Annotated in this window: 22 protein-coding genes and 1 tRNA gene; 13 read left to right on the top strand and 10 right to left on the bottom strand. The window is 61.6% G+C overall.

Translation table 11 applies throughout. The features are described from left to right. Nucleotides 1-7: 7 nt before the first annotated feature. The 3 genes from HBN54_RS19875 to HBN54_RS19865 all read right to left on the bottom strand — a co-directional run bounded on the left by HBN54_RS19875 (nt 8) and on the right by HBN54_RS19865 (nt 3,084). Nucleotides 8-1,147, bottom strand: coding sequence for an NAD(P)/FAD-dependent oxidoreductase (locus HBN54_RS19875; RefSeq protein WP_168674981.1), 1,140 nt, complete (start codon nt 1,145-1,147; stop codon nt 8-10). Nucleotides 1,148-1,255: 108 nt separating this feature from the next. After that, a complete protein-coding gene (gene rocD / locus HBN54_RS19870) occupies nt 1,256-2,509 on the bottom strand; it encodes an ornithine--oxo-acid transaminase (protein WP_168674980.1) in 1,254 nt (417 codons plus the stop codon). Nucleotides 2,510-2,571: 62 nt separating this feature from the next. Further along, a complete protein-coding gene (locus HBN54_RS19865) occupies nt 2,572-3,084 on the bottom strand; it encodes a hypothetical protein (protein WP_168674979.1) in 513 nt (170 codons plus the stop codon). 80 nt (nt 3,085-3,164) lie between these two features. Here HBN54_RS19865 and HBN54_RS19860 point away from each other — a divergent pair, with 80 nt between their 5' ends. The 9 genes from HBN54_RS19860 (at nt 3,165) to HBN54_RS19820 (ending at nt 9,579) form a co-directional block, all read left to right on the top strand. Further along, nucleotides 3,165-3,347, top strand: a complete 183-nt coding sequence (locus HBN54_RS19860; RefSeq protein ID WP_168674978.1) for a DUF5522 domain-containing protein — start codon at nt 3,165-3,167, stop codon at nt 3,345-3,347. An 87-nt stretch (nt 3,348-3,434) separates the two neighbouring features. Beyond that, entirely contained in the window at nt 3,435-3,674 is a 240-nt protein-coding gene (gene rpmB / locus HBN54_RS19855) for a 50S ribosomal protein L28 (RefSeq protein ID WP_168674977.1), read from the top strand. Nucleotides 3,675-3,948: 274 nt separating this feature from the next. Beyond that, nucleotides 3,949-5,562: an aminopeptidase P N-terminal domain-containing protein gene (locus HBN54_RS19850; protein ID WP_235955619.1), complete on the top strand. Its 1,614-nt coding sequence runs from the start codon at nt 3,949-3,951 to the stop codon at nt 5,560-5,562. A 185-nt stretch (nt 5,563-5,747) separates the two neighbouring features. After that, a complete protein-coding gene (gene rpmG, locus HBN54_RS19845; protein WP_168674975.1) occupies nt 5,748-5,930 on the top strand; it encodes a 50S ribosomal protein L33 in 183 nt (60 codons plus the stop codon). Nucleotides 5,931-5,938: 8 nt separating this feature from the next. Then, nucleotides 5,939-6,103, top strand: a complete 165-nt coding sequence (locus HBN54_RS19840) for a DUF4295 domain-containing protein (RefSeq protein WP_072008680.1) — start codon at nt 5,939-5,941, stop codon at nt 6,101-6,103. A 221-nt stretch (nt 6,104-6,324) separates the two neighbouring features. Beyond that, nucleotides 6,325-7,296, top strand: coding sequence for a signal recognition particle-docking protein FtsY (ftsY, locus tag HBN54_RS19835; protein WP_168674974.1), 972 nt, complete (start codon nt 6,325-6,327; stop codon nt 7,294-7,296). Between the two features lie 129 nt (nt 7,297-7,425). Continuing rightward, entirely contained in the window at nt 7,426-7,836 is a 411-nt protein-coding gene (locus tag HBN54_RS19830; protein WP_168674973.1) for a Rieske (2Fe-2S) protein, read from the top strand. 112 nt (nt 7,837-7,948) lie between these two features. After that, a tRNA-Asn gene (locus HBN54_RS19825) sits at nt 7,949-8,022 on the top strand. 186 nt (nt 8,023-8,208) lie between these two features. After that, nucleotides 8,209-9,579 (top strand): phage integrase SAM-like domain-containing protein, encoded by a 1,371-nt coding sequence (locus HBN54_RS19820; protein ID WP_168674972.1) that lies wholly within the window; start codon nt 8,209-8,211, stop codon nt 9,577-9,579. Nucleotides 9,580-9,912: 333 nt separating this feature from the next. Here the strand turns inward: HBN54_RS19820 and HBN54_RS19815 are convergent, their stop codons facing one another. From HBN54_RS19815 to HBN54_RS19800, 4 genes are all read right to left on the bottom strand, one after another. Then, entirely contained in the window at nt 9,913-10,809 is an 897-nt protein-coding gene (locus HBN54_RS19815; protein ID WP_168674971.1) for a carbohydrate kinase family protein, read from the bottom strand. Between the two features lie 51 nt (nt 10,810-10,860). Next, on the bottom strand, nt 10,861-12,756 hold the full coding sequence (locus HBN54_RS19810) for a glycoside hydrolase family 13 protein (protein ID WP_168674970.1): 1,896 nt from the start codon (nt 12,754-12,756) through the stop codon (nt 10,861-10,863). A gap of 244 nt (nt 12,757-13,000) precedes the next feature. Then, nucleotides 13,001-14,704: a helix-turn-helix domain-containing protein gene (locus HBN54_RS19805; protein WP_168674969.1), complete on the bottom strand. Its 1,704-nt coding sequence runs from the start codon at nt 14,702-14,704 to the stop codon at nt 13,001-13,003. A gap of 106 nt (nt 14,705-14,810) precedes the next feature. Continuing rightward, nucleotides 14,811-15,026: a hypothetical protein gene (locus tag HBN54_RS19800; protein ID WP_168674968.1), complete on the bottom strand. Its 216-nt coding sequence runs from the start codon at nt 15,024-15,026 to the stop codon at nt 14,811-14,813. Nucleotides 15,027-15,186: 160 nt separating this feature from the next. Between HBN54_RS19800 and HBN54_RS19795 the strand changes: the two genes are divergently transcribed. From HBN54_RS19795 to HBN54_RS19780, 4 genes are all read left to right on the top strand, one after another. Further along, a complete protein-coding gene (locus HBN54_RS19795) occupies nt 15,187-15,681 on the top strand; it encodes a thermonuclease family protein (RefSeq protein ID WP_235955618.1) in 495 nt (164 codons plus the stop codon). A 63-nt stretch (nt 15,682-15,744) separates the two neighbouring features. After that, on the top strand, nt 15,745-16,491 hold the full coding sequence (locus HBN54_RS19790; RefSeq protein WP_168674966.1) for a hypothetical protein: 747 nt from the start codon (nt 15,745-15,747) through the stop codon (nt 16,489-16,491). Nucleotides 16,492-16,607: 116 nt separating this feature from the next. Next, a complete protein-coding gene (locus HBN54_RS19785) occupies nt 16,608-17,021 on the top strand; it encodes a hypothetical protein (protein ID WP_235955617.1) in 414 nt (137 codons plus the stop codon). 315 nt (nt 17,022-17,336) lie between these two features. Next, a complete protein-coding gene (locus HBN54_RS19780; RefSeq protein ID WP_168674964.1) occupies nt 17,337-20,519 on the top strand; it encodes a DUF3427 domain-containing protein in 3,183 nt (1,060 codons plus the stop codon). Nucleotides 20,520-20,766: 247 nt separating this feature from the next. Here HBN54_RS19780 and HBN54_RS19775 read toward each other — a convergent pair whose 3' ends face one another. The 3 genes from HBN54_RS19775 to HBN54_RS19765 are packed head-to-tail and all read right to left on the bottom strand — an operon-like array spanning nt 20,767 to nt 22,081. Beyond that, nucleotides 20,767-21,087, bottom strand: coding sequence for a YegP family protein (locus HBN54_RS19775; RefSeq protein WP_168674963.1), 321 nt, complete (start codon nt 21,085-21,087; stop codon nt 20,767-20,769). A gap of 39 nt (nt 21,088-21,126) precedes the next feature. After that, complete coding sequence (locus HBN54_RS19770; RefSeq protein WP_168674962.1) at nt 21,127-21,816, bottom strand: PD-(D/E)XK nuclease-like domain-containing protein; 690 nt, start codon at nt 21,814-21,816, stop codon at nt 21,127-21,129. Nucleotides 21,817-21,835: 19 nt separating this feature from the next. Then, the gene (locus tag HBN54_RS19765) at nt 21,836-22,081 is read right to left on the bottom strand and encodes a hypothetical protein (RefSeq protein WP_168674961.1); all 246 of its coding nucleotides are present in this window, start codon (nt 22,079-22,081) and stop codon (nt 21,836-21,838) included. Nucleotides 22,082-22,097 lie beyond the last annotated feature (16 nt).

The following is a 22,097-nucleotide window of genomic DNA, read 5'->3' as shown; positions in this document are numbered from 1 at the left end:
GTTTCCGCTACCCATCGGCCAGCTTTTCGGCCGCCTCCCAACCGATGCCCGCTCCTAGGGCCACACCCATGCCGTTGCAGCGCACGGCGGCCAGCACGCCCGGTCGCACCCAATCGATTATGGGCGCCAGCGCCGGCCCGAACCCCATCACCCCGCTCCAGCGGTAGTCGATGCGGGGCCGCTGGCCGGGCACAATCACCTCATGCAGCAGGTTTTCGAGGTAGTGTTGCACCCTGGGCGTGAGGCCGGGCGCGGTGGTTGCTTCGGCTGCAAAATCCAGGTTGCGCCCGCCGCCCAGCAGGATGCGGTGGTCGGCCAGCTGGCGGAAATAGGCGTAGCCGTGGTCGTAGTGGAAGGTGCCGGGCAGGTGCACGCCGGGCAGCGGCTCGGTCACCAGCACCTGCCCTCGGCCGGGCTTTACGGCCAGCTCTGGCAGCAGCTCGGTAGCGAAGGCATTGGTGGCTAGCAGCACCTGGCCGGCCACCACGCTCGCGCCGTTGGCCAGGCGCAGGTGGTGGCCGGTGGCGGTGGTTTCCACGTCTTCCACGGTGCAGCTGGTGAGCACGGGCACATCGGCGGCCCAGGCGCGGGCCAGCAGGGCGCGCATCATGCGGCCGGCGTCGAGGCTGCCTTCGTGGTCGTTTTTCAGCAGTGTACCCACGCCCCCGAAACTGAATTGCCCGGCTTCGGCACTGGCATCGCGGAAAGTGCGGGCGTGCCCCACCACCGGGGCCAGCAGCGCATTGAAATAGTCGATTTTATCCCGGCACTCGGCCGCCAGGGCCGCTTCCTCGTGCCGAAAAAGCTCGTAGCCGCCCACCGGCTGGTAGTCCAGCTCGGCATCGCCCAGCAGCGCCCGCAGCCGGGCCAGTCCGGCCCAGCGGGCAGCCACCACGGCCTGTAAATCGCCCCGCTTTTCCTGCTCCAAAAGTTCCGAAATCGACCCAAAGCACGCAAAGCCAGCATTTTTGGTCGATGCCCCGCTGGGCAGCGCGCCGCGCTCCAGCACCACTACGCGCCAGGTGGGCCGCTGCTGCTTCAGGTAGATGGCCGCCGTCAGGCCTACCAGTCCCGCGCCGATGATGGCGACATCGGCCGTGCCGAAGAAGGACTGGTGCTCCCAGTAGGAAAGGTTGGTGTTGGGCATGAGGGCCACAAAAAAGCTGTCATCCTGAGCTTGCGAAGGACCCTATCGCATCCGAACGTTTTGTTTGGGTGTGCTAAGGTCCTTCGCAAGCTCAGGATGACAGGCAGCTTAGAACGCCAGAATCACTTCCTCAATCACGTCGCAGGCGGCGTGTAGCTGCTCCTCGGTAATCACCAGCGGCGGGGCAAAACGGATGATGTCGCCGTGCGTGGGCTTGGCCAGTACGCCGCGCTCCATCAGGGTCACGCACACGTCCCAGGCGGTGCGACCGTCCTCGGCGGGCACGATAATTACTGCATTCAGCAGGCCCTTGCCGCGCACCAGGTCCACCGTTTCGGGGCGCTGGGCCTGGATTTGGCGCATGCGCTGGCGGAATATCTCGCCTAGGCGGGCTGCATTCTCGGCCAGCTTCTCGTCGATGAGCACATCCAGCGCGGCCCGCATTACGGCACAGGCCAGGGGGTTGCCGCCAAACGTAGAGCCGTGCTGGCCCGGCTGAATGGTGAGCATGATGTGGTCGTCGGCCAGCACCGCCGACACCGGTAGCACGCCGCCGCTCAGGGCCTTGCCCAGGATAAGAATGTCGCCGCGCACGGCTTCGTGGTCGCAGGCCAGCAGCTTGCCGGTGCGGCCCAGGCCGGTCTGAATCTCGTCGGTGATAAACAGCACGTTGTGCGCCTTGCACAGCGCCGCCGCCTGGGCCAGGTAGCCCACCGAGGGCACCATCACGCCCGCCTCACCCTGAATGGGCTCAATGAGAAAGCCGCACACGTGCGGGTCCTGCAACGCCTCTTCCAGGGCCTCCATATCGTTGTAGGGCACCACCCGGTAGCCCGGCGCAAACGGCCCGAAGCCACCCGTGCTGTCGCCGTCGGTGCTGAAGGAAATGATGCCCGTAGTACGCCCGTGGAAGTTGTGCTCGGCCACAATGATTTGGGCCATGTTCGGGGCAATGCCTTTTTCCTGGTAGCCCCACTTGCGGGCCAGCTTAAGAGCAGTTTCCACGGCCTCGGCCCCGGAGTTCATCATCAGCGCTTTCTCGTAGCCGAACAGCTCACAAATCTGCTTTTCTGCCGCGCCCAGCTGGTCATTAAAAAAAGCCCGCGACGTGAGGGTGAGCTGCTGCGCCTGCTTGGTCAGCGCCTCAATAATGCGCGGGTGGCAGTGGCCCTGGTTCACGGCTGAGTAAGCCGAAAGGAAATCGAAATACTGCTTGCCGTCCACGTCCCACAGGTACACGCCTTCGCCTCGGTTCAGTACCACGGGCAGGGGGTGGTAGTTGTGCGCGCCATACTGGTCTTCGAGCTGCATAAGCTGCTCGGCGCGGCTGGACGTGGCGGTGGGGGAGGAGGTGGCGGACATGGCACAGGTGGGAGTTGATGAGGCACGAAATTACGAACTTTCACCCCGCCCGCTATTCAGCCTTAACGCAGGCGCATGCCTTCCAGCTGGTGCGCGGTGTCGGTGTAGCGGCCCACGTAGTTGCCTTCTTCGCGGCCGCTGGCCCGCAGCAGGGTCCAGTCCACCACGGCGGTTTCGGGGAAAGTAACCGGCGTGGGCTCGGCCATAGTAGTGGCTGAAGCAGTGGTGTCGGGCAGCAGCAGGGCCTGCACCGTGTTGCCGTGCCAGCCCAGCACCCGCACCGAGGCCTGCCGGAAGCTGGTATCCGTGGCAATCACCCGCACCGACAGCAAAAACTGGTCGCCGATGGGTAGGCCGGCCAGAAATTTCTTCTTGGCCTGGGGCAGCGTGCGCAGTGCCTCGCGCACGGGGTCGGCCAAGGCTGTTTCGTCGCGGGCCAGGGCCGGGCGCACCCCGGCCGGGGCTGTGGCAGTAGTTAATACCACCGGCGTAAGGATTTGGGCCACAGCCGGCAGTGCCAGCAGTACGGTGGCCGTAGCCAGAAGCGACAGCATAAAATAAGTAGGCGTTTTCATAGAATGAATTGCAAATTTCAGTAGCACAAGGTACAACACCTCAGCCATTCAACGCCACCGGCCCTACCTTTGATTCCCCTATGCCTGCTCCCGTCCCTCAGCCGCTCCAGCCCGGCGATTTTTACTATACGCCCGAAGGCTACCTCGTCTTCACTGCGCAGTACCACCGCCGCCGGGGCAGCTGCTGCCAGAGCGGCTGCCGCCACTGCCCCTGGAATTTTAAGCCCAAACCAGGCGCTCAGGGCGCATCTGACCGGAAATAAGGGCCGGGCGTTTGGTGAATGCCAGACTTTTGCCGATATTTGCGGCCCGTTTCCCTGCTTTGTAATAAAATTTAACCCTTCGATATCATGGCCCGTGTTTGTGATTTGACCGGCAAGCGTACCCGCGTTGGTAACAACGTTTCGCGTGCTAACAACAAGACTAAGCGCAAGTTCTATCCGAACCTGCAGAAAAAGCGCTTCTACATCCCCGAGCAAGATGCCTGGGTGACCCTGAAAGTAGCTACCTCCACCATCCGCACCATCAACAAGAATGGCATTATGGCCGTCCTGAAGAAGGCGAAGGAGCAGGGCTTCATCGTTTACTAGAAATTAGGTTGCCGTTTTCTGTTTCTGTTTCTGGTTCGATTGAAATAATCTGAAACCAGTTACTAGAAGCGTTAATCTGATTTAAAGCCAGCGCCGATACGTTTGTCCTCCCGGGCAACTGTATCGGCGCTGGCTTTGTCTGTTAGCGGCTACCTTGCATGGTAGTCTGATTGTTATCGTAACCCTGATGCTCATGCGGCTCTCTTCCCGTTTTTGGCCGCTCCGGCCGTGGCAACCAGTTTCCTCAGTGGTTTTTGCCGGTTTGCTGGGGTTGTTGAGCTTCGCAGTCTCGGCTCAGGCCCCCACTTCCATCCCCGGGCCGCTGGCCAATAACCCGGCCCCCGCCCGGCCCACCGATTTCCTGACGCCCGCCTTCCACAAGCAGCGGCGCGAGCTGCTCCGGGCCCAAATGCCCGCCAATAGCGTGGCCGTGGTGTTCGCCGCACCCGTCCGCAACCGGGCCAACGACGTGGACTACATCTACCACCAAAACCCCGATTTCCACTACCTCACCGGCTACGAAGAGCCCGATGCCGTGCTGCTGCTCTTCAAGGAGCCGCGCACCGTGGGCGGCCAGCCCGGCGTGACCGAAGCCCTGTTCACCCAGCCCCGCAACCCCGCCCGCGAGCAGTGGACCGGCCGCCGCCTGGGCGCTGCCGGGGCCAAATCGCAGCTGGCCCTGCAATACGCCGCCGACAACAAAGACTTCGCCGCCGCCGGCATCAAGTGGGCTGGTTTTGATAAAATCCTGGTCCCCAACCTGCCCGCTGACACCCGCGACGACTTTGCCAACCCCGCCGATTTGCACAGCCTGGTGGCCACCTTCCGCCAGCAGGCCGGTGTGCCGGCCGACTACAACCCGGCCGTCACCGAATTCAACAGCATCATCCGCCGCAACGGCATGCGCAATGCTAGGCGCGTTGCCGAATACCTGAGCAGCCAGGTGAAGGAAACGCCGGCCCTCGGTACCACGCCGCTTATCGGTGCCTACCTGGCCGCTACTACCGATGCCGCCCGCCAGGCCGCCATCGATGCCAACCCGCCCGGCCGCCTGGACGATGCCACGCTGGGCGAAAAGCTCGGCGACCTGCGCGCCATCAAAACGCCCGAGGAGCTGGCCCTGTTGCGGCGCGCCATCCGCATCAGCGCCCAGGGCCAGCGCGAGGTGCTGAAGCTGCTACGCCCCGACATGGGCGAAATGGACGTGCAGGGCCTGCACGAGTACGTGTACCGCCGCTACGGGGCCGAGTTCCAAGGCTACCCCAGCATTGTGGGCGGCGGGGCCAACGGCTGCATCCTGCACTACGAAACCAACGACCGCCAGCGCCTCGACAACGACCTCGTGCTCATGGACTGCGGGGCCGAATACCACGGCTACTCCGCCGATGTCACGCGCACCGCGCCGCCCTCCGGCACCTTCAGCCCCGCCCAGCGCCAGATTTACGAGCTGGTCCTGGCCGCCCAAGAGGCAGGTTTCGACGCCTGCCGGCCCGGCGCGCCATTCGATGCCCCCAACAAAGCCACCCAGGAAGTAGTAGCCGCCGGCCTGCAAAAGCTCGGCATCATCAAAAAGAAGGAGGAATTTCGTAGCTATTACCCCCACGGAGCCAGCCATTACCTCGGCCTCGACGTGCACGACAGCGGCAGCTACGGCCCGCTGCAAGCCGGCAACGTCATCACCGTCGAGCCCGGCATCTACATCCCCGCCGGCTCGCCCTGCGACCCCAAGTGGTGGAATATCGGCGTTCGAATCGAAGACGATGCCCTGATAACGGCCACCGGCTACGAGAATTTGTCGGCCGAAGCCCCGCGCACCGTGGCCGACATTGAGAAGCTAATGGCCGAACCCAGCGCCCTGGAAGGCTTTAAGCTGCCGGAGCTGAAGTAGCTGAACCACGTAGCATAAGCTTTAGCTTGTGACGAGCGCAGCGAGTTCCGGCGTTGAAACAGCAGGTGCAAGAACTCGCTGTGCTCGTCACAAGCTAAAGCTTATGCTACTTAGAGGGTTGTAATTTCCAAAAATACCCGTACCTTTGCAGTCCTAAATTTTAAAACACATACACCCCCGTCGAGATGGCCAAGAAAGGAAACCGGGTGCAGGTTATCATGGAGTGCACCGAGCATAAAACCTCGGGCCTGCCGGGCACCTCGCGCTACATCACCACCAAGAACCGCAAGAACACCCCTGAGCGCATCGAGCTGAAGAAATTCAACCCGATTATGCGGAAAATGACTGTTCACAAGGAAATTAAATAACCTGAACAATGGCTAAGAAAGTAGTAGCAACGCTGAAAACCGTTGAAAACGCCAAGAACTGGGCGAAAGTAATTCGTGCCGTTAAATCGGAGAAAACCGGAGCCTACACCTTCCGCGAGGAAATGGTGTTGCTTGACAAAGTGCAGGACTACCTGGCTACCGGTAACAAATAGTTGCCAGCCGGCTTCGGCTTTGTAAAAGTTTAAAAAGTCCCACCTTCGTGGGACTTTTTGCGTGTAATACCTTTTGGTATGCTCACTTTTGTTCTGCTGACGAGCCGAAGGTCGGCGTTAGCCAAGGAAGCAACTCAGCCGGGATGCTTTTAGTAGAGTTACCAATCCGAGTGCTGCGAACGTGATAAGTTGCTTCGCAGGCTCAGCATGACAGAACCCCCATGGGCCTCTTCGATTTTTTTAAAAAGGACAAGGAAACTCCTGCCCAGCAAGCCTCGCTTGATGCCGGCCTGGAAAAGACCAAAACCAACTTCTTCGAGCAACTGAGCAAGGCTGTGGTGGGCAAAAGCACCGTGGACGAGTCTGTGCTTGACGACCTGGAAACCCTGCTGGTACACGCCGATGTGGGCATCGATACTACGGTGAAGGTCATCGACCGCATCGAGGCCCGGGTGGCGCGCGACAAGTACGTGAGCACCGGCGAGCTCGACCGCATTCTGCGCGAGGAAATTGTGGCCCTGCTGGAAGATAATAAGTCTGGCTCCACGGCCGTGCTTGATAGCGCGGGCAGCACCGGCCAGCCCTTCGTGATTATGGTGGTAGGCGTGAATGGGGTGGGCAAAACCACCACCATTGGCAAGCTGGCCCACCGCTTCCACTCGGCTGGCAAAAAAGTGGTGCTGGGCGCGGCCGATACCTTCCGCGCCGCTGCCGTCGACCAGCTCATCATTTGGGGCCAGCGCGTGGGCGTGCCCGTAGTGAGCCACGGCATGAACACCGACCCCGCCTCCGTGGCCTTTGATGCCGTGAAAACCGGCGTGGAAATGGGTGCTGACGTTATCATCATCGACACCGCCGGCCGCCTGCACAACAAGGTGAACCTGATGAACGAGTTGAGCAAAATCAAGCGCGTGATGCAGAAGATGATTCCCGACGCGCCCCACGAGGTGCTGCTGGTGCTCGACGGCAGCACCGGCCAGAATGCCTTCCTGCAAGCCAAGGAGTTCACCAAAGCCACCGAAGTCACGGCCCTGGCCATCACCAAGCTCGACGGTACGGCCCGGGGCGGCGTAGTCATCGGCATCTCGGACCAGCTCAGCATTCCGGTGCGCTACATCGGGGTGGGGGAGAAGATGACGGATTTGCAGCTATTTGACCGCCACACGTTCGTGAACTCGCTGTTCAAGAAATAAGCGGGGCCGGTTTTCGTTTGCAACAAGCAGGCTCGCGGAAATCCGCAGCCCTCGGCAAACGCTTCGCAAGCCCCTCATCTAGTTCATCCTCCTATGCAGCGCCTCCCCGTATTTATAATTTTGTGCCTAATGCTGGGCACAGCAGCATGCGGCGCTAAAAATGACGACCAGCCGCTCATTCCCTACGCACCGGTAAACCTGAGCCTGGTGCTCACCAACCAGGAGTACGTGAACCTGCGTGCAAATAACGGGGCCGTGATGCTGCCCGTGCAGGGCCCGGCCGGTACCGGCGGCGTGAAGGGCGTCATCGTCGTGCGTCAGAACGCAAACAGCTATTTAGCCTTCGAGCGCAACTGCCCTTACCGCCCGTACGATGCCTGCGCTACGGTCAGCCTGGACAAGTCGCGGCTTTTTATGCGCGATTCGTGCTGCAACTCGCAATTCGATTTGCAGGGTCAAATAACGGGCGGTCCCGCCCCGCGGCCACTTAAACAATACAGTACCAGTCTGCAAGGCAATATTCTCAATATTACGAACTGAGCCGACGCATATTTTTTTGAAAAAAAATGGGTGAAGGCTTGCGTTTCTTTAATAGCCCGTTGTAGATTTGCACTCCGAAACAACAACAACCGGTGTTTCGGCTAGAAAAAAAGCTTCCTTAGCTCAGCCGGTTAGAGCATCTGACTGTTAATCAGAGGGTCCCTGGTTCGAGCCCAGGAGGGAGCGCTACAACAGAAAACATCCGCCGATAACCGGCGGGTGTTTTTGCGTTTATGCCTTTTTGAGGTCTTTAAGGCACTTTTAGGCAAATCGGCTGCTTGGAAATTCGGTCTTGTTCGGTTATTTTTGGGTATAAACCGGGACATACTCCGGGACAGAAACCGGGACATAACCGCAAATCAGCCGATTGTAATGCTACGCTCTACCCCTTACAAGAAGAAAATCAGCGTGCGGTTGTACCCGCGGCTGTCGGCCACCAACCAGAGCGGAATGTGCCCGGTACGGCTCACGGCGCGGTGGCACGGGGAGGAATTGCAAGTCGATACGGGCGAAATCATCCTGCCGCAACGGGTTCGGAGTGACGGGGAGGTAGAAAAGCTCTGGCAGAGCGACTCACAGATGGTGCTGGGTGGGCGCAAGCTGACGGTGAAGGAAGAAGGCACGCTGCCTACTCACCCTGATTCGATTGCCAACATCAATGCCCGCCTGGTTAAGGTGGTGAACCAGGTAACGGATACGTTCAACCGGCTTTATGATGCGGCCCCGTTTGAGAAGGTGAGCAAAGCAGCGATGCTCGCCGAGTTGCTGCCGGCGGAAGGGCGGCCAGCGGCGGTTGCTGCGCCGGTGAAGGTGGAAGCGGCTCGTACCTTCCGGCAGGTGCTGGAAGAGTGGAAGGCGGAAAACCGCAACCTGGCTAAGGACTCGCTGCGCAAGTACGACCAGCTGGCCACAATGATGGAAGTGTGGCGGCCAGAGCTCCGGCCGGGACAGGTGACGCAGAAAGTAGCCAAGGAATACCAGCAGTACCTGCTGGACCTGCAGAAGTCGGACGCGACCATCAAAGTCCATTTCGGAGGCATCCGGAAGTGCCTGGAGCAACTGAACCTGAAAGCGGACATGGCCTGGCTGCAATACTCAGCCAAGAACGCGCCACAGCTGGATTTGGAGATGGAAGAGGTGCGCAAGCTTATCCAGTGGCGGCCGACGTCGGAGAACCTGGCGGAGGAGCGGGACCGGTGGCTGTTCCAGCTATTCAGCGGGCGGCGGTACGAGGACCTGGAGAAGTTCGACAAACGCGAGCGAATCAGCCTGACGCTGGAAGACGGCAGCAAGGTGCCGGCGCTACTGCACGCGCAGGGCAAGACGGGCAATGACGCCGCCGTGCCGCTGCCGCCTATTGCTGTGAAGATTGGGGAACGGTGGGGCTGGCACTTTCCAGCTCGCAACTGGCAGCAGCGCGGCGACTGGATTAAGGAAATTGCCAAGGGGGCGGGCCTGACCCGGGAGTGGGATGACCGGTTAATTACTGGTGGCAAGGTGATGCATAACTGGCGGCCTATCTGGCAGGTCATCAGCACGCATACGGCGCGGCACACGGCGGGTACCCTGCTCAAACAGGTAAGCAACGGCAATAAGGCCCTCGCCAAGATGGTACTGGGGCACGCCGACGAGGACGTGACGGACCGGTATGCCAAGGATAAGGCCCGTTTGCTGGCCCCGGCCGTGCTCGATGCGTGGCGCAAGATTCTTGGAGAGTGGTACGACGGGGTGCCGGTGCGGTAGTGCGGGGCAGCTACAGACTGGGTGCGAAGTGCCTGCAGACTGCCTCCGTCCTGCCTTCAGCCCTAGTTGAGCGCAGGCTGGTTATTTCGGCCTCGGGGGGGCGGTTGTACTGGCAGAACTCGGCGACGTAGACGTAGACACGGGTGGGCTTGCGTAACTGGGGCAGGATACGCTGTAACAGGCGTTTGCCGGCGGTGAACGCAGCTTCGCCTGGTGCAGCCGCTTTCGCTGCCCGGCCCGCGATTACGAACGACTTGGAAGCACGTTGCAGCAGCTTTATTTCGTTGCCTGCACTTGCGTTATGCTTGCCCGGCACGCCAACACCGCATAGAACTAGGCGTTGCCGAAGTGCTCCTGCCAGGCCGCTTCCAATCGGGAACTGCTCAGCTGCGGGTCCACCAAACCGAAGGCACCTACGCACCAGCTGCCGCACAGGGCCCCGTATTGCAAGCATTTTTGCGGGGGCTCCTGGCGCAGAAAGCCGTAGAGGAAGCCGGCAAAGAAGTTGTCGCCGGCCCCGTTGCTGTCCACCACGGCGGGCGCGGGCACGGCGGCCTGCTCCAGCCACTGGCCCTGGGCGGTGAGCAGGGTGGCTCCTGCCGCGCCGTGGGTGCACACCACAAGGTGCTTGCCCGCCGCCCGCAGCAGCTGCATTACCGGCCGGTAGTCGGGCAGGTTATCGGAGCTGAGGTGGATGTAGTGAGCGGCCTCGATGAAGGGCTGGTGGTAAAGGTTATGGCCGTCGTAGTCGTGCAGGTCGGTCCAGATAGGGTGCGGGTAGTCGCGGAGCAGCGGAATCAGCGCCTGGCAGTAGCTGATGATGTTCAGCACCACGCACGCACTGTTGCGGATGAGGCCCGTGACCTGGGCGTGGTCGAAGGCCAGCGCGGGCGAGGCCTGGGTGATAAACAGGGAAATACGCCGGCCCTGGGCATCCATCAGGTTGATGTGGCGCTCGGTGCCGGCGGGGTCCGGCACGTAGTGGGCATCCACGCCCTGGGCCTGTAAATCGGCCATGATGTGGCGGCCGTAGGCATCGTCGCCCACGGCCGAATACAAGGTATTGGGCAGCCCCAGCTTTGTCAGGGCCAGGGCCTTGCCCGCGCCGGTCGAGCCGGTGCCTTCGTGAAAAGGCGCCCGGTGAATGGTCTGCGGCTGCGGGGCCGGCAGCTCGGGCAGGGTTACGATGTGGTCGAAGGTGGTACCTCCCAGGATGAGCGTGCGCGACACAGGACGGGGCGAAAAATCAGTGGAAAAACAGGAGCGTGTGGGCGGGCCGACTCAGCGCAGCTCCCACACCAGGGCGGTGAAAGCCGGTACGGTGGCTGTTTGTAGATTGGGTACCACAGCCTCCGTGAGAACATCCCGGGCGGCGGTGTAGCCGCGCAGACGCTCGGCAAAGCGCGTCAGCGGCACTGTTTTTTCCGCCGCGTTGCAGTTCAGCATTACCAGCACGGTATGGCCCTGCTGGTCGTGGCGGAAGTAGGTGTACACGCCATCTTCCGGTACGAAGTGCGTGAGCTGGCCGGTTTGCAGCACCGGGTGGGTTTTGCGGTAGTTGGCCAGCTTGCGCACGTATGTGAGCATGTCGTGCTGGGCCGGGGTGCGGCCGGCGGCCGTGAAGGCGTTTTGCTTATCACCCGGGAAGCCGCCGGGGAAGTCCTCACGCAGCAGCCCGTCGGGGCGGCTGAAATTCTTCATCAGCACCTCGGTGCCGTAATAGAGCTGCGGAATGCCGCGCTCGGTGAGCAGCCATGCCAGGGCCATTTTCTGCTTGCGCACGTCCTCGCCCAGCACCGAGAACACCCGGTCCACGTCGTGGTTGTCGAGGAAAATGACGTTGCGGGAGGCGTCCTCGTACATCCAGTCGCCCTGCACGGCGTAGTAGAGCTTGGCAATGCCCTCGGAGAAACCCGCTGGCTTGGTCAGGCCCTCCAGCAGCGCATAGCGCAGGATAAAATCGAGGGCGCCGGGCAGGTTGCTCTTGAAGCCGTTGACGGGCGGAAACACGTTGCGGGTCCAGAAGGCCTGCTGGGCCACGCCCTCGGCTTCCTGCATCCAGGTTTCGCCGAACATGCCCAGCTGCGGGTACTCCTCCAGAATGGCCTTACCCCAGTTCATCAGAAACGTGGGGTCGGAGTAGGTGTAGGTGTCCACGCGGTAGCCATCCACGCCGGTGTACTCCACCCACCAGAGGAAATTCTGGATGAGGTAGGTGGCCACCAGCGGGTTTTCCTGGGCCGGGTCGGGCATGGTGGTATCAAACCAGGTAGTGCTGAAAATCTTGCGGTCCAGCGCCGACACGTGCGGGTCGTTCACCGTGCCGTTGCGGTAGTTGCCCCGCGTGAAGGTGGGCCACTGGTGAAACCAGTCCTTGGCCGGTTGGTCAAGCCAGAGGTAGTTGAAGCTGCCGATGTGGTTGAGTACCACGTCGTGAACCACCTTCAGGCCCTGCTCGTGGGCGTGCTGCACGAAGCGCACGTAGTCCTCGTTGCTGCCGTAGTGCGGGTCGACGGCGTAAAAATCGGTGAGGGCGTAGCCGTGGTAGCCGGCTTTGGGCATGTTGTTATCCACCACCGGCGTAGGCCAGATGGCCGTCACGCCCAGCTCTTTCAGGTAATCAAAGTGCTGCTCGATGCCCTTCAGGTCGCCGCCATGGCGGGCGTACATCGAGTCGCGGGCCACGCCGGGGGCGCGGTTGCCCTTTACCACGTCGTTGGCGGGGTCGCCGTTGGCGAACCGGTCGGGCATGAGCAGGTACACGAAGTCGGCGCTGCTGATGCCCTGCACCCTGGATTTGTCGCCGGGCGTGGTGCGGGCGCGCAGCTCGTAAGCGTAAGTGGCTTTTCGCTTCCCCCGGAATTCCAGCTGCAGCTTACCGGGCTTGGTGGTTGGGCTGATGGTGAGGTTGACAATTAGGTAATTGGGACTTTCCAGCCGCTGAAAGCCGTCGAGCGTGACGCCGGGGTAGCTGGCCATGGCTACCTGGCTGGCAGCCAGGCCGGGCCCGTGCACCAGCAGCTGCAGCTTCGGGTTTTTCATGCCCACCCACCAGAATGTTGGGTCGATGCGGCTGATGGGGGGAGTGCCGGGGCCGGCAGCGAGCGGGGCCGCCGGAGCAGTAAGGCTGCGGCCGGCGAGCAGCAGCAACAGGAGGAGCAGTCGGGCAAAGGACATGGGGCGTAAAAACAGCGCGGCACCAGGGGCCGCCGGGTGGGAGAAAATGTGCGTCCCGCTTCGGCCGGCCAACGCCTTGCCAAATCGGGTCAGCAAACCTAGTCCCCTGTTTTTGAGCCCGCGCCCCACTTTGCAAAGCCGGGGCCGCGCGCCCGGCAATATTTTTCAACCAACTACTGCTGAATTATTTACCCAATTCAGCTTCTGGTGCCGCCGTCCGAAAGTGGCACTCCGGTGGTGGGTACTACTCCTCGCGGATGCCGCTGAAGTACTCGCGCGGCGTCTGGTCGGTTTGTTTTTTGAAGGCGCGGTTGAAGGCCGTCTTGGAGTTGAAGCCCACCTCCAGGGCCAGGGCCAGCAGCGTGTACTGCCGGGCCTGCGGGGCAGCCATCACCTGCTTGAACTCGTCGACCCGGTAGGAATTAACGAAGTCAAAGAAGTTCTGGCCGAAGCCCTCGTTGATGACCCTGGACAGCACGTGCGGCGGCAGCTGCAGCCCGGTAGCCAGCTCGTGAATGGTCAGGCTCGGGTTGAGGTAGGGCTTGTGCTGCCGCATGTAGCCAGCTATGGTGGCCTGCGCGGCAGACAGGTCGAGCGACCCCGGCGCACCCGGCTGGCGAGGTGGGCGCGGCAAAGCTGGCAGCGGTTCCGTAATGGGCACCCCGGCCACCTCGGCCACGACAGGGAGCGGCGCCGACACAGTTGTCCCGGCCTCCTCGGCTTCAATCGGCAGCGCACCTGGAGTCGCTGGGGCCGGCACCAAGCGGAAGATTTCGGGCTGATGCAGCACGACGTAGCCCAGAAAATAGGGCAACGTGGAAAACACCAGCCAAATCAGGGCCTGGTTGCGGGCCACAAGGGTATATACATCGAACGAAGCCCAGCGGCTGGCCAGCACAATGCCGAACAAAAAGCTCCACAGCACCAAGCACACCGCCTGAATACCCAGCACCGTGGAGAGGTAGCGCAGGTTCTGGGCGTACGACACGCTGGCCTCGTACTGCCGGGTATAGGCCCGGATAACCCGGCGGCTCGCCAGCCAGTAGCCGACGTTGGTGAGCAGCGCCACCAGGCCGGTGGCCAGCAGCACGGCCCGCAGGCCCGCTTCGTGGCTCACCAGCCGCAGTTGAAACTCGTAGCTGTCGAGCAGAAAGTAGGGCAGGTACACCAGCAGCTGCAGCGCCGCGGGCACCAGCTGCAGCCACTGCCGTGGCCGCGGTGCCTCGTTGAACAGCAGCCGGCGGATGTAGCCGTAGAACAGCGGCCCGTAGACAAACCAGAGGAAGTCGGGTACCAGCGTCAGCTGCGGGTAGGCATTGGCCACCGTCCGGTCGCTGCTGACGACCGTGAGCAGGGTGCAGCCGGCCCCCAGGCCCAGCAGCCAGAGCAGCCAGCGGTTGGCCGCCCGGTTGGCCTGCTGAATGCTGGGAATGGCAATCAGCAGCAGCCCGCCCTGGAAGCACGAAAACAGCAGCAGCAGGTCGTATAGCGAATAGAACTGGAAGGTCCCGGTCAGGTCCTCCCAACTTTGCACGCGCACTTCCACGGGGCCGGCCTGCGCCTGCTGGCGCGTCGCCAGGCGGTTGGCGCGCACCTGCCCGTGCCCGCTTCCTTCAATAGCCGCCCAGCTGCCCCGCGACACTTTGTATTCGAAGCGGGCCAGCTCCGTGCGCAGCGTGAGGCCAAACAGGCCGTTGGCCTGCCGCCGAAACCGGTAGCGGGCATCGGCCGGCTGCCAGTGGTTGAAGGAGCCCACCAGGTAGAGCGCCGCATCGCCGGGGGTATTGGCCGGCAAACTGGTGAGAACAAAGTGATAGGCTGTCAGCCGCTGCACCGTATCGCTGCCAACCGGCCCGGGCGGCGAAGCCGCCTGCCCGGACCAAGGCAGGCCCACTACCAGCAGAAAGACGAAGAAGAAAATAAATCGGGCCCGGCCAAACGCAGACAATGGGAAAGAAGATAACTGTTAGAGGAAACGCAAATTAGGCAAATAAGCAGACGGCAGACGGCAGCAGCGGTGCGGGAAGTGCCTGCAGCCTGCCTCCGTCCTGCCTTCAGCCCCGGTTAGCTGATGCCGGCGTTCCGTTGAGGGCGGCAGTTACTTCAGCTTCGGGAAGGCTGGTATAGGCACAGAACTCGGCTACCGAAACGTAGGCGCGGGTGGGCTTGCGCAACTGGGTGCGGATACGCTGTAACAGGCGCTTGCCGGCGTCGTAGCCGGTGCCGGTAAGCTGGGCAACGTCTTTGGGATAGAGGCAAACCTGGGGCATGTGGGGGCGAATTGGGACTACTTGGATAGACGAATATACAACGGCTGAAAGCCGGCTGTAGGTTCGTGTCATGAAAGATAAAGCGCTGTATTTCAGTGGGTGGTTGCTAACGGTTGCGACTGGTTTCGGCCTAGGTGAAGCGGCCGTTGAAAGCTTGGCTTTGGGCCGCCTCGCAAGCGCAGCGCCGAAAGAAGAAACGGGCCGGGTGGTGCGGGTGGTCGATGGCGACACCTACGACGTGTTGGCTGGCAGCACCATTTACCGGGTGCGGCTGCTGAGTGTGGATGCGCCGGAGCAGGACCAGCCGTTCGGGCACCAGGCGGCCGACTCGGTAGCGCGGCTGCTGGGCCCTAAGCAACTGGTGCTGTTGACGCGGCAGGGCGTGGACCTGTACGGGCGGACGCTGGCCTCGGTGCGACTGCCCGTAGCCGGCGGGCCGGCCCTGGCACTGGATTCTGTGCTGGTGGTGCGGGGCTGGGCGTGGGCCTGGGACCCGAAGCATCGGGTAGCAGGCCGTAGCGTGCAGCAAACAGCGGCTGTGGCGGCCCGGCGTGGGCTCTGGAAGTGCGGAGCCGCCGGAGTGCTTACGCCGCGCCAGTGGCGGCAATTCAATTACAAAAACAAGCGGCGTTACGGGGTGGGCTGCACCTGGTAGCAAGGTCGCAGAGTGCAAGCAGCCATTTTCAATAACTTTTCCAGCTTTTAACAGCTTACCACTATGGCACGTCAAACGGGCATTATTGGCATCCAGGGCACCGTAGGGGGCCTGGTGTTCAGCAAAAACGGGAACATTTCCCAAAAGCCGCAAGGCGACAAGGCGGCCTTCGCCAACGCCCCGAGCCGGGCGCGTACCCGCGAAAACGCGGCCGAATTCGGCCTGGCCGCTAAATACAGCAAGTTGCTCCGCGACTCGCTGCGCGTGGCCATTGCTTCGGCCAGCGACAGTCAGCTGGCAGCCCGCCTCACGAAGGTGATGCGGGAAGTCATCGGGCTCGACGACACAAATGACCGCGGCCAGCGGGTGTTCGACGCGGGCAATTCGGCTCCGCTGCTCGGCTTCAACTTCAACGCAGGTGCCGGCATTGGCCAGACCATGTACTTCCCTTATGAGGTGACGGGCGCGGGTGCTGATGTAACCATGAGCATTCCGGCGCTGAACCCGGCTAGCGACATTGCCTCTCCGCAGGGCGCTACGCACTTCGAGGTAGTGTTTGCGGCTTCGGACCTGGATATGGAGATGCTGACCTACACCAACGGCGTGGTGGCGGCTCCGCTGGGCATTCTGCCCATCAACAGCGCGGCTCTGGTCAACCAAGCGGTGGTAGTCACTTTCCCGGCCGCCCCGGCCGCTGCTAATCTGGTGACGGCTGTGGTGGGTATCAATTTCTACCAGCAGATTAACGGCAAGTTCTACGCTCTCAATAACAACAGCACGAACCCGCTGGCAATTGAGTACGTGGCCTAAGCCGGGGAATATTCGGCACAAAGCGGCCGGCCGAATGTGGCCGGCCGTTTTCTTTTCACTTCTTCATTCAATACATCATGGCACTTACAGCCTATCAAACTCAATTCAAGCGGCGCATGAAGCGCGCTATTCGCCTGCGGGCCAAAGCTGACCAGAAGGCCAGGCGCTACACGCAACTCCTGGCCGATGCCATCGGGGCAGCTGAGGATGCTGCCATGCAGATGAACGAGCTGAACCAGCTCTACAACGTGGACGTGAGCACCTACACGCTACTCACGCAGGCGCTGCACGCCAACAGCGGGCAGGAGGTGCTGGTGGACCACCTGGCGCAAAGCACGCCGGGCGAAGAGCTGGTTATCTTCAACCAGGTGCCGGACGGCAACGGCGGGCAAGAACTGCCGGCTAACCCACTGTTCGGGGAACTGGTGGCAGGTACACCGATTATCGCGCCGGCTCAGGCTGCGAAGATTATAGCCCCGGAGAAGGATGCAGCACCTATGGATACACAAGCATCGGAGTCCTTGGGCTAGCAACTGCTCTACAATGACTGGCAAGGCCGGCTTCTACTTGTTAGGGGCCGGCCTTTTGCGTTGGGATAAAAACGGGAGTTCAGTAACTCAGGCAGGCTGGTCGTAGCTATTCGGAGATTCTTGCGACAGTGTCGCAAGAATTGCGTTGCCTGTAATGGCCTGGAATTCTCTCAACACTGTCGAGAGAATTGCGGGGTTGAACTGGCACGCTGGTAAACGCAGGAAGTGGTAGAAGGGACGTGGGGAGGTTAGTTTTGAGGTTAGCCTCAAAATCGGGCTTTTATTGCGTGCTCAACTGCCTAAACAAGCTACTCATTGGAAACCGGCCACTACGAAACCCTCGTCACGCAACAGCTGCGGGGCCAGCTTGCTACTTTAGAATCGTCTACTTATGCTATTGCGGAGAAAAACCTGGGAGCCGATGACGCGGCCGTGTTCATCACGCGGCATCTGACGCAGCTGCTGGGCAGCGTACTGGGGCAGCTGGCGAAGAATGAGGAGGTGGTCGAGCAGCTGGCGCTGGCCAATGGAATAATTGCCTACCTGCAGGAGAAGTCGGACGTGTTGGCGGCGGGTAGCCACCTGGCGCCGGAAGGGCAGCTGCTGCGGGCGGTGCTGCCACGGCTGCAACTGCCGCTGGCTGCGCAGCATGATTTGGGTAAGCACCTCGATGGGATAGAGCCGGCGTTGCGGTTTTCGCAAAGTGACCTGTTCAGCGGGGGCAATTCGGAGCTGTCGTTGGAAGCCGAGTTGAAGAAGGAAATTGCCACGGCGGACCGGATTGACTTCATCGTGAGCTTTGTGAAGTGGAGCGGGCTGCGGTTGCTGCTGCCCTCGCTCCAGGCGTTTGCGGAGCAAGGCAAGCCGCTGCGGTTGCTCACGACTACCTACATGGGCGCCACCGACCAAAAGGCGGTGGATGCGCTGGCGGCGCTGCCGGGGGCCGAATTGCGCATCAGCTACAACACGGCGCACGAGCGGCTGCATGCCAAGGCGTACCTGTTCAGCCGCAACTCGGGCTTTGATACGGCCTACATTGGGTCGAGTAACATGAGCCGCTCGGCGCTGACCAGTGGGCTGGAGTGGAACGTGAAAGTGACAGCGCAGGACAATGCGGCCATTTTGAACAAGTTCCGAGGCACGTTTGAGACTTACTGGAACTCGCCGGAATTTGAGGAGTACAGCAGCTTGCCCGAGCAACGGCTGAAGCTGGCCCGGGCCCTGCGCCAGGAGAGTAGCGGCACGGCGGAAGCCGATTCACTACCCAACTTTCGCATCCGGCCGTTTCCCTACCAGCAGGAAATCCTGGACCGGCTGGCGGTGGAAAGAAGCCTGCGGGGGCACTTCCGCAACCTGGTGGTGGCGGCCACGGGCACGGGCAAAACGGTGGTCTCGGCGTTTGACTACGCCCGGTTTGCCAAGCAGTTTACCACACTGCCGCAGCTGTTATTTGTGGCGCACCGGGAGGAGATTTTGCGGCAGGCCCGGGCTACGTTTCGGCATATTTTGGGAGAAGCCAACTTTGGGGAATTGTGGGTGGGCAATGAGCAGCCCATTCAGTTTGAATACCTGTTTGTGTCGGTGCAAACCTTCGCGTCGCGGCTGGATTTCTTTCAGCAAACCATCCCGCGGGACTACTACCAATACCTGGTAATTGACGAGGTACACCATTTGGCGGCGGCTTCTTACCGGCCGATTCTGGCCTGGTTTCAGCCCACTATTCTGCTGGGACTGACGGCTACCCCGGAGCGGGCCGACGGGGAGAGCATCCTGCCAGACTTCGATAACACCATTGCGGCGGAAATTCGGCTGCCCGAAGCTATTGCGCGGGGGCTGCTGGTGCCGTTTCAGTATTTCTGTATCACTGACCCGGTGGACTACCGCAACGTGCGGTGGACTAATGGGCGCTACGCCGCCGAGGACCTGACCAACGTGTACACCGGCAACGATGTGCGGGTTAGTGCCATTGTGGGGGCGTTACAGCGCTATTTGCTGGCGCCCCACCAGGCGCGGGCGCTGGGCTTCTGCGCCACGCGAGAGCATGCCCGGCTGATGGCAGCCAAGTTCCAGGCGGCGGGCCTAAATGCTAGCTACCTAGCTAGTGGCGACACCACGCCGGAGCAGCGGCGGGCGGCGGTGGCACAGCTGCGGCGCGGGGAGCTCAACTACCTGTTCGTGGTGGATATTTTCAACGAAGGCGTTGATATTCCCGAAGTGGATACGCTGCTGTTTTTGCGGCCCACGGAAAGCCTGACGGTGTTCTTGCAACAGCTGGGCCGGGGACTGCGCCTGCACGAGAGCAAGGAGTGTTTGACGGTGCTGGACTTCGTGGGACAGGCCCGGCAGGAATACAGCTATGAGCAGAAGTTCCGGGCGCTGTTGGGCCGTACTGGCGGCTCGGTGCTGAGTGAAGCGGAAGCAGGCTTTCCGCGGCTACCCGTGGGGTGCAGCATCCAAATGGAGCGCGAAGCCATGAAGTTCATTCTCGACAACATCAAGGCAGCCACCGGCGAGAATGTGCGGGTGCTGGAGCGGCGGATACGCGGCTTTGCGCTGGAAAGCGCGTTACCCCTCACGCTGGCCACCTTTTTGGCGCATACTCATTTCGCGTTAGTGGATATTTACCGTTCGCGCGGAGACCGGGGCTGGACGGCGCTGAAGGTCCGGGCGGGGGTGCTGGCCCCGCCGGAGCTGGCGGCCATGGAAAAGCAACTGGTGGGCAGTGTCTGGCGGTTGGCGCAAGCGAATGGACCCGCCTTTCTGGCGTTTGTGCGGCGGGTATTTGAGGCGGCGGAAGATTTGGCGGAGCTGCTGAAGCTCCCGCTGGGCCCGGAAATGGGGCTGATGCTGCACTACCTGCTCTACCAGAAGCCGGGCCCCAAGCTGGAACTGGATTCGTTGCTGGACAGCCTGGCCACGCTGCGGGCTATGCCTACTCTCACGGCGGAGGTGCTGGAGGTGTTAGACGTCTGCGAAGCGCAAATCAGTATCCCGCCGATGGCGGTGGCATTGCCTTACCAGTGTGCGCTGCAACTGCATAGCCGCTACAGCCGCGACGAAATCCTGTGCGCGTTTGGCGTGTGGACGTTTGAGCGCAATCCTTCTGTGCGCGAGGGCGTCTGCTACATCGCGCCCCTGAACACGGAACTGCTGTTCGTCACGCTCGAGAAGTCGAGCCGTAACTACTCGCCTACTACGCTTTACCACGACTATGCTATCAGCGACACGCTGTTTCATTGGGAGTCGCAGAACAGCACGGCCGAGGACACGCCCAAGGGCATCAGCTACATTCGGCACCAGGCGCAAGGCAAGCAGCTGTTGCTGTTTGTGCGTGAGCGGAATCAGGATGCGGCGGGGTTGACCATGCCGTATGTGTTCCTGGGGCCCGTGCGGTACGTGAGCCACAAGGGCAACCGGCCCATGGCCATTACCTGGGAGTTGGCGACGCCGTTACCGGGCTTCCTGTGGCATGAGGCGGGGAAGATGGCCGTGGGCTAACTGTTATATTTGTTGCGTGCACAGCCGCTAGGCGCACAAAAAGAAGCCTCTGTATCCACTGAAGCCTTGCGTTGCACGCGAGAGTCGTCGTAGGTGGTGCGGGGGCTTCTGCTGTTTGTGAGGTGGTGGTTTCTAGCAGATGCCGCGTTTCTAGAACAGTATAGAAGCAAATAGCAGGAGGTTAATTGTGCAACAAGCTGTTGCACAATTAACCTCCTGCCTTCCTCTCATCTAAGGGAAATCACAATTAGCTCAGGTCTTCAACTCGGGCCGAAGGAGCATCCCGCAACACTACCTGGATGCCGTGGTCGCGGGCCTGGGCGGTGATGTACTTCTCGCTGCGGCCGATTATTTCGCCGTTGGCTGCGACGTGGTTGAATCCATATTGGCCAGCGTTGAAGAATGACTCGAAGCGCTGCGGCTGGCAATTGGCTTTTACGCTCTGGATACCGTTCTGGCAGCTGGCCTTGGTGGTGTAGCCTTCGCTGGATTGGACGATTTCGCCGTTGTCGGCGCGGAGGTGGTACCAGTATTGGCCGCTGGTGTGGGAAATCTGGAAGGTTGCCATGGTGGTAAGAAGACTGTGGGTTAAACGAATAGCAGCAAGTTAGGCGGCCAGCGCCAATGGCGTTGGCCAGACGTGAGGAGCGGACAAGCCGGCGGCTTGCCGGGCGTGATGGCGTAGCAGCACCGCGTACTTCTTGCGGCCCTGCTCGATGAGGCCGGGCGCGGCCGTTAGCTCGACGCGCCACACTTCGTGCGGTACTCGCTTCTGCACCCCGATGATGAGGAAGCGAGTGGCTCCGAGTACGTCCAGATACAGGGCGGCCTGGCGGTCGTAATCGTACTTCTCGATGGTATTCAGGAAGTGGGCCAGGTCAGGGCTGCTGGTCGTTTTGAAGTCGATGAGCGTGAGCTGGCGGCCGGCACGGCTACGCACCAAAAGGTCGGGGCGGAGCTTCACCGCTACGCCGGTATGGGTGTGGGTGGCGGTGTAGGACTGTTCGGCCTGGCCCCGATAAAGCACGTCGCGGCAATAGCGCTGCCGGCGCACCTGGCGAGCCAGCTGCTCCAGGTCGGCCCACTTGATACCGCGTTCATCAGTGCGCTGGTAGTGCGGAGGCTCCAGCACGGCGGTATGAAAGTGGGAGCCGTAGGCCAGGGCCACGGGGTTGGGGATATTGGGCTTGCCGAGCAGCGCGGCCTTTAGGTTGGACAGGTCGGTATTGCTGACCTGGGGTAATGCGCGGTGCTGGGCCTGAGTCAGGGCGGGGTGATGGGTAAGAGCGTGAAACATGACGGTTAGGAAAAGAGGGTTAGCGGATAAGGGCCAGGCGCTGTGGGTCGGCGGCGCGGTGCAGCCAGATATGGGAGCTGCCGCAGCCGACCAAGTAGGCCGGGGCGGGGAAGAGCTGGCGCACGGCGGGGGCCAGGTCGCGCAGGTCGTCGGGCAGCGGGCCGGCGGCGACCAGCACTTCCGGAAGCTGGGCCAGTAAGGCCGCCTCGGCTTCGTCGTGCGGCGGTTGCTCGATGAGCAATTGGGGCGGGTCGGTGGAATTCATGGCGGGGTATTTTGGA

It is taken from the genome of Hymenobacter artigasi, assembly GCF_012275535.1.
GTDB classification, from domain to species: domain Bacteria; phylum Bacteroidota; class Bacteroidia; order Cytophagales; family Hymenobacteraceae; genus Hymenobacter; species Hymenobacter artigasi.
The sequence above is the reverse complement of the archived record's forward strand: the minus strand, read 5'-3'. Positions and strand labels throughout refer to the sequence as shown.